The sequence below is a fragment of the Micromonospora sp. NPDC085948 genome, from assembly GCF_040686315.1.
Classification (GTDB): domain Bacteria; phylum Actinomycetota; class Actinomycetes; order Mycobacteriales; family Micromonosporaceae; genus Micromonospora.
Genome location: NZ_JBFBJW010000028.1, coordinates 1 through 8862 on the forward strand (window position 1 = coordinate 1; position 8862 = coordinate 8862).

9 protein-coding genes and 1 pseudogene are annotated in these 8862 nt (G+C 71.0%); 4 read left to right on the forward strand and 6 right to left on the reverse strand.

The genetic code is table 11. The features are described from left to right. Window positions 1-344: pseudogene (locus tag AB0O48_RS34370) on the forward strand (hypothetical protein); the annotation flags it as partial. 81 nt (window positions 345-425) lie between these two features. Here the strand turns inward: AB0O48_RS34370 and AB0O48_RS34375 are convergent. From AB0O48_RS34375 to AB0O48_RS34385, 3 genes are all read right to left on the reverse strand, one after another. Beyond that, the gene (locus tag AB0O48_RS34375) at window positions 426-1895 is read right to left on the reverse strand and encodes an MFS transporter (RefSeq protein ID WP_365070154.1); all 1470 of its coding nucleotides are present in this window, start codon (window positions 1893-1895) and stop codon (window positions 426-428) included. Between the two features lie 55 nt (window positions 1896-1950). Beyond that, the gene (locus tag AB0O48_RS34380; RefSeq protein WP_030491902.1) at window positions 1951-2187 is read right to left on the reverse strand and encodes a hypothetical protein; all 237 of its coding nucleotides are present in this window, start codon (window positions 2185-2187) and stop codon (window positions 1951-1953) included. A 409-nt stretch (window positions 2188-2596) separates the two neighbouring features. Continuing rightward, window positions 2597-2773, reverse strand: a complete 177-nt coding sequence (locus tag AB0O48_RS34385) for an ATP-binding cassette domain-containing protein (protein ID WP_357249101.1) — start codon at window positions 2771-2773, stop codon at window positions 2597-2599. Window positions 2774-2914: 141 nt separating this feature from the next. Here AB0O48_RS34385 and AB0O48_RS34390 point away from each other — a divergent pair, with 141 nt between their 5' ends. Together AB0O48_RS34390 and AB0O48_RS34395 are read left to right on the forward strand one after the other, a co-directional pair. Beyond that, complete coding sequence (locus AB0O48_RS34390) at window positions 2915-4075, forward strand: geranylgeranyl reductase family protein (RefSeq protein ID WP_357572780.1); 1161 nt, start codon at window positions 2915-2917, stop codon at window positions 4073-4075. A gap of 81 nt (window positions 4076-4156) precedes the next feature. Next, a complete protein-coding gene (locus AB0O48_RS34395; protein ID WP_357572781.1) occupies window positions 4157-4327 on the forward strand; it encodes a hypothetical protein in 171 nt (56 codons plus the stop codon). Between the two features lie 55 nt (window positions 4328-4382). Here the strand turns inward: AB0O48_RS34395 and AB0O48_RS34400 are convergent, their stop codons facing one another. Next, window positions 4383-6173, reverse strand: a complete 1791-nt coding sequence (locus AB0O48_RS34400) for a 5'-nucleotidase C-terminal domain-containing protein (RefSeq protein ID WP_365070160.1) — start codon at window positions 6171-6173, stop codon at window positions 4383-4385. 185 nt (window positions 6174-6358) lie between these two features. Between AB0O48_RS34400 and AB0O48_RS34405 the strand changes: the two genes are divergently transcribed. Beyond that, the gene (locus AB0O48_RS34405; RefSeq protein WP_365070163.1) at window positions 6359-7261 is read left to right on the forward strand and encodes an SDR family oxidoreductase; all 903 of its coding nucleotides are present in this window, start codon (window positions 6359-6361) and stop codon (window positions 7259-7261) included. Between the two features lie 81 nt (window positions 7262-7342). Here the strand turns inward: AB0O48_RS34405 and AB0O48_RS34410 are convergent, their stop codons facing one another. Together AB0O48_RS34410 and AB0O48_RS34415 are read right to left on the reverse strand one after the other, a co-directional pair. Further along, window positions 7343-8002 (reverse strand): nucleotidyl transferase AbiEii/AbiGii toxin family protein, encoded by a 660-nt coding sequence (locus tag AB0O48_RS34410; protein WP_357572784.1) that lies wholly within the window; start codon window positions 8000-8002, stop codon window positions 7343-7345. Further along, entirely contained in the window at window positions 7999-8340 is a 342-nt protein-coding gene (locus tag AB0O48_RS34415) for a hypothetical protein (RefSeq protein WP_357249119.1), read from the reverse strand. The genes AB0O48_RS34410 and AB0O48_RS34415 overlap by 4 nt, the downstream gene beginning before the upstream one ends. Window positions 8341-8862 lie beyond the last annotated feature (522 nt).

Here is an 8862-nt window from a genome sequence, read left to right on the forward strand (position 1 = left end):
CGAAGAAGGCCGGCCTGCCCGAGCGGGCTGCGGTGATCTCGATCGCGACGAGCCTGCAGGAGTCGAAGCTGGACAACCTCGGCCACCTGGGCGACATGAACGACCACGACTCGCTGGGCCTGTTCCAGCAGCGCCCGTCCAGTGGTTGGGGCACGCCGGAGCAGATCACCGACCCGGCCTACTCCACCACCGCGTTCCTCAAGGGCCTCAAGCAGGTCGACGGCTGGCAGGACATGCCCCTGACCGAGGCCGCGCAGACCGTGCAGGTGTCCGCCTACCCGGACGCCTACGCCCAGTGGGAGCAGCAGGCCACCGACCTCGTCGCCCAGCACTGGAACAGCTGACACCAGCACCACACGCACGACACCGACCGCTGGCCGGCACCCGCAACCCGGGTGCCGGCCAGCGGCGTACCCCTGGTGTTGTCAGGTCTTTTGGCGGCGGGTGCGGAGGATGTCGACAAGCGCGCAGACCAGCGCGAGTGCGATGATGCCGGTGGCCAGCATGAGCGACCGTTCGAAGGACGTGGTCCAGTTGCCGCGGCTGTCGGCCAGCGACGAGAAGAACACCGAGCCGACGGCGGCGATGCCGGCGGCGGCGCCGATCCGCTGACCGGTCTGGAGCATGCCCGCGCCACTGCCCGCCTGCGCTACCGGGACGTCGGCGAGGGTGATCGTCTGGTTGGGTGCGATCACCAACCCGCTGCCGATGCCGGCGACGAGCAGCGGACCGGCGGTGACCCAGGGGGCGGGGTCGTCCGGGGCGAGGCGCAACGCGACAACCGTCGCGGCCAGACCGACCACGATGGTGAGCAGACCGATGGCGACCAGAGGTCGGCCGATGCGGTTGACGATGCGGCCACCCAGCACGGCGGCGGCGGCCGAACCCAGGGCGAACGGGGTGATCGCCAGGCCCGCGACGAGCGCGCTGTAGCCGAGACCCATCTGCAGGAACAGCGTGAAGATGAAGAAGATCGCGGTGAAGCCGCCGAAGTAGACCAGCGCGATGAGCGACCCCAGGGTGTACGACCGGAGGCCGAACAGGCGGAGGTCGAACAGTGGTTGGTGCTGGCGCGCGTATCGCCGTTCCCACAGCCCGAAGGCGCCCAGCACCGCGAGTCCGGCCGGGATGAGCGCCCATTTCCAGGGGGTCCGCCACTGCTGCTCCTGCACGAGCGGAAGCAGGACGAGGACCACGCCGACACCGAGCAGCAGGACGCCGACGGGGTCGAGTTGGCGCCAGCCGGGCTGACCGGCGGGGCGGCCGGGCAGGAGGCGCCAGCCGAGGATCACCGCGAGGACGCCGACCGGCACGTTGACGAAGAAGACCCACCGCCATCCGTGTTCCTCGCCGCCGATGGCGATGAGCAGCCCGCCGAGCAGTGGCCCGACCGCGGTGGAGATACCGATGGTGGCGCCGAGCAGCCCGAACGGACGGGCCCGTTCCGGCCCGCGGAAGAGTTGTTGGATCAGTCCGATGACCTGCGGGTTGACGATGCCGGCGGCGGCACCCTGGAGCAGGCGGGTGATGACCAACCAGGTCGGGGAGGTGGCGAGACCGGCGAGCGCACTGGTCAGGGTGAACAGTGCGATGCCGAAGACGAACGCGTTGCGCCGGCCGCGGGCGTCACCGAAGCGACCGGCGGGCACCAGCGCCAGGCCGAAGGTGAGCGCGTATCCGGAGAGGATCCACTGGAGGTCACTGGGCGAGGCGTGCAGCGCCCGGTCGATGGAGGGCACCGCGACGTTGACGATGCTGACGTCGAGCAACGTCATGAACGCGGCGACCAGCCCGACGCCGACGGCCTGCCAGCGTCGTCGGTTCGCGGCCGCGTCCACCGGCTGCGGCGGTTGCGCCGCACTCATCGTGCCCCCCGTTGACCGTTGATCAGGCATTGTTGACCCCTACCCGGGTCACCGGGGGGCGAATCGTCCCGGCTTGTTCTGCCGGTCACGCCATCTGGCGGGCGCAGAACCGGGGACCGAAGTCGAGACCCGCCATCGGTGAGTCCTCGCGGTGCAGCAGGCCCTTTTCGGTGAGCAGGTGCAGGGGGCTGCCGACCTGTTCCTCGGTCAGCCCGGACTCCTCGGCGATCAGGTCCGGATAGGGCACCTGTCCGCGTGCCTCAAGAGTGGTGACCGCCTGGTACACGCGTTGCTCGGCCTCCGACAGTTGCACCTGCTGCATGGGTTCCTCCTTCACTCGTCCGCCATCGTGCGGCGGTTGCCGTGCGCCGGTTACCCCCTGGCTGACCGAAGATGCACACCCGATCGGGCGGTGCGGGATCAGGCGCGGCCGCCGGGCGACGGCAGCGGGCGGCTCAGAGCCGCCACACCACGGTCACCGCTCGGGTGACGGCCGCGCGGGCGGAGCGACCAAGACGTCCACGGGTCCGGCGCGTCGCGGACGCGGTGAGGAACGCGGTCAGCACGACAAGGGACACGACAGCCTGAATGACCACGGGCGGTGCCGCCGAAGCCGTCGGCGGTGATGGCGGCCAGGGCCGGCAGGGTGCCGATCAGCGCCACGTCGAGCATCGCCACCACGGCGCGGCGGAACCCCGCGTCCCGCTCGTCCACCGGGGATCCGGCCACCGTCAGGTTCCCGCGCCCGGTGTGTGCAGACCAGCCACGCACCGCAGCAGGGTGGACTTTCCCGCGCCGTTGGGGCCGCGCAGGGCCACCGCCTCCCGCGGGTGGACGTCGAGCCCGAAGCTGGCCACCACGACGTGGTCGCCGTACCCCAGGGTGAGCCCGTCGATGCTGATGACCACGTACGACTCCCGGTCCGGATGGCGGTCGGTCCGGCGAAGGGATGCGGGCGCGGACCGACCGAGGATAGCCGTGCGGGAACACGTCGACGGTGCGCGGTCGCGCGGCTCGGCGGGACCCTCGCCATCCCCTAGGCTGCTTTCGTGATCATGTGGGATCTCGTTGTCGTCGGCGCCGGCCCCGCCGGGTTGTCCGCGGCCTACGTCGCTGCCCGCGCGGGTGTGTCCACCCTGGTTGTCGAGCGGGCCGCGCACCCGCGGTACAAGACCTGCGGTGGTGGCCTGATCGGCACCTCGCTGGCGGCGGTCCAGGGTCGGATCGAGGTGCCGGCGCACGACCGGGTGGACCGGGTCACGTTCACCCGCGACGGCCGTCGGGAGTTCACCCGCCGCAACGACAGCCCGGTGGTGACCATGGTGCGCCGCGAGGAGTTCGACGACCGGCTGCGCACGGCGGCGGTGGACGCCGGCGCGCAGGTGCGCGAGCGGGTCGCGGTCCGCGCGATCGAGCAGGACCCCGAGGGGGTACGCCTGCGGTTGGCCGACGGTACGACGATCGCGGCCCGTGCGGTGATCGGGGCGGATGGTTCCTCGGGGGTGACCGCCCGGCACGTGGGAGTGCGCTACCGGCAGGTGGACCTGGGTCTGGAGCTGGAGATCCCGGTGCCGCCCGCGGAGCAGGAGCGGTGGCGGGGGCGGCTGCTGCTGGACTGGGGTGCGATGCCGGGCTCGTACGCCTGGGTCTTTCCCAAGAACGACACGTTGACCGTGGGTGTGATCGCCGCTCGGGGAGCGGGGGAGGGGACCCGGGACTACCTGCGGCGGTTCGTCGACCGGTTGGGGCTGACCGGGTTGCCGGCGGAGCACGACTCCGGTCACCTGACCCGGTGCCGCGAGGAGGATTCGCCGTTGCGCAACGGTCGGGTGCTCGTCGTGGGGGACGCGGCCGGGTTGCTGGAGCCGTGGAGCCGGGAGGGCATCAGCTTCGCGTTGCGCTCGGGTGAGTTGGCCGGTGCGGCGGTGGCCGGTGGTGACCTGGCCGGGTACGAGCGGGCGGTCGCCGAGCGCCTGCTGCCGGAGATGCGGGCGGGATTCCGGCTGCTCGACGTGTTCACTAGGCGTCCGGAGGTGTTCCACGCGCTGTTGGCGACCCCGCCGGGGTGGCGGATGTTCGTCCAGTTCTGCCAGGGCCGGGCGAGCTTCGCCGAGATGCTGCGACGGCGGCCGATCCGGGCGGCTCTCGCGGTGCTCGACCGGCTGCCGGATAGGCGCCCACAGCCCACCATCGCTCACCCAGGATCCTAGGATGCTCTACGCGGTGTGACACCGTCCTGGCGCCGAACCCGCGTACGCCGGACAATGGCAGGGGAGCAACAGGAGGTGCCGATGGCCGAGCAGCCGTTCACCGATGACGAGTACGCGTTCCTGCGGCACGCGCGCTTCGGAGAGTTGCCGCCCGCGGTCCGTCCCGACGAGCGGGTCGCCCTGACCGAGACCGACCCCGGACGGGACCAGCCGGAGCCCGCGGACCCGGTCCGCTGGAACGTGCAGGGCTGACGAACGCGCGGCGGGCCGCGGGTGTCGCCACCCACGGCCCGCCGACGATCGGGGATCAGAAGACCGGCACGCCCTCGCGGACCAGTCGCCAGTTGGGCTGGAAGAAGTCGGCCGGGTCGATCGTCCCCCTGGCCTGCGCCCAGTCGATGAGCATCTGCCGGATCTCCTGCTGCGCGTTGTAGACCTGGGTCTTCACGATGCCGGGGAAGTTGCCGCCGCCGCTGCGCCGGTAGTTGTTCACCGCCACCACGAACTGCGCGTTGTCGGCCACCGGGGTGTCGGTGCCGGTCAGCACCAGTCGGGTGATCCGCTGCCCGACCGGCTTGGAGATGTCGATGTCGTAGTCCAGGCCGGAGAACACGTCGTAGTTGTAGTCCGGCACGGCCGGGTCACTGATCTGCTCCGGGTCGACCGGGGCGCCCGGCGCGACGGTCCGGAAGTACTTCGCCGAGTACTCCAGGTACGCGCGCACCTCGGCCCCGCTGAGCACCACGGCCTCGAGGGTGTTGTCGTACACGTACAGGCCGGCCACGTCGCGGATCTTCACGTCCCCGGCGGGGAAGACCGCGGTACGGCTGAACGGCGCCGCGATCGACAGCACCGGCAGGTCCGCGTACGTGGTGCCGGTCAGCGCCGCGCCGACCACCTCGGTCTGCACGTGGTTGATGAAGTCCAGGATCGGCGTGTCCTTGTAGCGAGACTCCGCCGCCGACAACTCGACGGTGGACTGCGCGACCACCTGGTTGACGTACGCGATGGTCTTCTGGTGTTGGGCCCGCACGGCGGCGAGCACCTTCGGGTCCTCGACCACCGTGTTGGTGTTCAGCATGCTGGCGGCCTTCTTGGTGATCGTCCACCGGCCGTGCTCGCGGGTGAGGGTGAAGTCCATCCGGGTGAGTCGCTGGCCCCACTTCGACGGCTCGGACAGCAACACCTGCGTACCGGTGCGCTCGTTGGTGACGAACCGCTCGACGACCTCGTTGTGCGCGTGACCGAAGAGGATCGCGTCGATCCCCGGCACCTGCTGGGCGATCAGCGCGACCGGGTTCTCGTTCGGCAGTTCCGGGCCGTAGCTGGAGGTGCCGCTGTCCCCGCCGTGCGCGGAGATCAGCACGAGGTCCGCGCCACGCGCCCGCATGACCGGCACCCACTTCGCGGCGGTCGCGACCATGTCGTCGAAGCGCAGCTTGCCCTCGACGTTGCCCTTGTCCCAGATGGCCACACCGGGGTTGGTCAGCCCCAGGATGCCGACCCGCAGGGTCGGCGCGGCGAGACCGAGGGAGACCTTCTTGATGACGTACGGCAGGAAGGCCGGCTTGCCGGTCTTCGCGTTGACGGCGTTCGCGGCGAGGGCCGGGAACCCGAGCTGGCGGATCCACAGGTCCAGCAACGGCAGACCGTAGTTGAACTCGTGGTTGCCCAGCGTCACCGCGTCGTAGTCGATGACGTTCATCGCGCGGGCCATCGGGTGCTTCTCCCCGGTGGCGGTGATCGGCTCCTGCTTGGCGTAGTAGGTGGCCAGCGGCGTGCCCTGGATCGTGTCACCGGCGTCGAGCACGAGCGTCGCCTTGCCGCGCCGCTCCCGGCGGATCTGGTTGATCAGGGTCGCCAGCTTCGCGACGCCGATGTCGTTCTGCTTGCTGTCGTCGTACTCGGCGTCGCGGTAGTAGTCCCAGTTGTAGACGTTGCCGTGCGTGTCCGACGTGCCCAGGAGGGTGAGGTCCCAGGTGCGCGGCCGGGGCCTGCCGGCCGCCTGCGCGGGCGCGGCGGCGATCAGCGGGGCGGCCGTCGCCGCCGCCGCGGCGACGAGCACCTGACGACGCGACGGGCCGGAGGGAGAGGTCATGACGTGCCTTTCCATGGGGGTGGACGCGCCTCGTGAGCGCCTTGCGCACCATAACCAGCAGCCGTCACTCCCGCCACGCCAGCCCCGGCGGTGGTCACGGTTTCCGCAGACCGACGCGGGGTACGGCGGTCAGGGACGAAATCGCGGGACAGCCCCCGCTTCCCGCGCGGCGCGAGGAGACATCGGTGAGTGAGGACCAGCACACCCAGCAGGACCCGACCAGCCAGTACGGCCAGCAGTCCGGTCAGCCCGCCCAACAGCAGTCGGCGCCCGGCTCGACCGCGGCGATGAACCCGAAGCCCGACCACGGGGAGGAGTCGTACCGGGGCAGCGGCAAACTCGACGGCAAGCGGGCGCTGATCACCGGCGGTGACTCGGGAATCGGCCGGGCCATCGCGATCGCCTACGCGCGTGAGGGCGCCGACGTGCTCATCTCCTACCTGAGCGAGGACGAGGACGCCGACGCGCGGGAGACCATCCGCCTGGTCGAAGACGCCGGCCGGCGAGGCATCGCGGTCCGCGGCGACATCACCGACGAGGCGCACTGCCAGAAGTTGGTCGATCGGGCGGTCCGCGACCTGGGCGGGATCGACATCCTGGTCAACAACGCGGCGTACCAGATGTCGCAGGACAAGGGGATCCTCGGGATCAGCACCGAGCAGTTCGACCGGGTGCTCAAGACCAACCTGTACGCGATGTTCTGGCTCTGCAAGGCCGCCATCCCGCACCTGGCCGAGGGGTCGGCGATCATCAACACGGCGTCGATCCAGGCGTTCGACCCGTCGCCGCAGCTGCTCGACTACGCCACCACGAAGGCGGGGATCGCCAACTTCACCAAGGCCCTCGCCGCCGACCTGGCCGAGCAGGGCATCCGGGTCAACGCGGTCGCCCCCGGCCCGGTCTGGACGCCGCTGATCCCGGCCACGATGCCGGAGGAGAAGGTGAAGCAGTTCGGCACCGACACCCCGGAGGGTCGTCCCGGTCAGCCGGCCGAGCTCGCCCCGGCGTACGTCTTCTTCGCGTCGCAGGAGTCCAGCTACGTCACCGGCGAAATCCTGGGGGTCACGGGCGGTCGACCGACCAAGTGATCCGCCGCCGGGTGGGTGTCCGCCGGGACGCCCACCCGCCGGTCCGGCCTGGTCGTGCGGTTTGTTCGGGTGGACCGCTGGTCAGCGCGGCCACGCGGCGAAGCGCCGGCGGACCTGGGCGATGTCGGCTGCGCTGAGGCCGTAACGGCCGAAGCGCTGCTCGGAAAGCCGGTCGAGGTACCGGCCGGCGGCCCGCACGTCCGCCGGATCCAGCGCGGGATCGACCTGCCGGGCCAGCACCAACAGCTCGGTCACGTCGTAGTGTTCCAGCGCCGCCGCCACGTCGATGAAGTCCCGGACCTCCCGCCGGTTGACCAGTGCCGCGATCTTGTTGGCCACCAGGTCACGGACGTCCATGACCGGACCGAGGTCCATCACCACCGGACTCTGCTGACGGTCCAACCGGGCGAGGCTGAGCCGGATCTGCCGGCCGTCGCGGCTCACCACGAAGTCCTTCATGTCCTGGCCGTACCCGTCGAACAGCTCGGCCAGCTCACTGTCCGGGTCGGCGTCGGTGACCCTGAAGCCGGCGCGTTCCAGTGCCACCCGCACCCCGGCGGACGCCGCCGCGGCAGCGCCCTCCACGTCGGCGAAGAGGTCGACGTCCTCCGTCGGGCGGGCGACCAATCCGTGCGCCGCCCAGGCCACCCCACCGCCCAACACGAACCGGTACGGCCCGGCGGCGGTCAGCGCCACCCGGGCCACCTCCCGGTAGAACTCGTGCAGGTGCGGCTGGATCACGCCGCGCGCAGGCCGCGGTGCCGGCTCTCCCACGCCTGCCGTACGCCGCGGGGCAGGTTGAGCAGGCGCCAGACCCGGCGCAGCGTGCGCCCGTTGATCAGCGCTCGCAGATCCTCGGCCCGGGTGGTCTCCCGGAGGACGTTCTCGTACATCCAGAGCAGTTGGTCAGGGTCGCCGAGGTCGAAGGTGCGGTCGGCGTTCCACATCAGCCGCACGGGCAGTTCGACGACACCCCGGGTTGGACCGGCCAGCTCGGCGAGCGTTCTCGCCACCACGGCAGGGCGACCCGGGCGGGCCAGGAAGGCCACGCCGGTCGGGGTGGGGGAGACGGCCTGCATGGTGTCAGGGTAACGCCCGGCAGACCAGGTGTCGCTCAGGTCGATCCGAGCGCCCTGCTCCCGGCGCGCCGGCCTGGCCGTCAGCACTCCGAGGTTTGTCCGTTCTGCGCCGCGCTGGCGGGCGTGGCCCGTCGCGATCGACTCGGGTTTCCTGAAGTCGGGGCGTCCGGGAGTCCGGGATGCCCCGACTTCCGTGAAGCCGAGTGGATCACGCGGGTGGCGGTGGTTTGGGGTCGCACGAGCCGTGCCCTCTGGGTGGTTTGTTTGGTTACGGGCGTTTGTGGGGTGTGGCCGGGCGCACCCGGGGGCCGGAATCATGGCGGGGTCGGGGTCGTTACATACCCTGACGATCGCAGGACCACCGCCCCGCCGCCCGGCCCGCCGGGGGTGGGAATGCGGGACACGGTCGGGTCGTTGCAGTCCCCATGAACGACCGCGGGCATCGCCTTCACGTGGGTGCCGATGGATGGGCCGCCCCCCGGAATGACCCTGGCCCCCCGGTCGTTACATCTGGACCCCGGC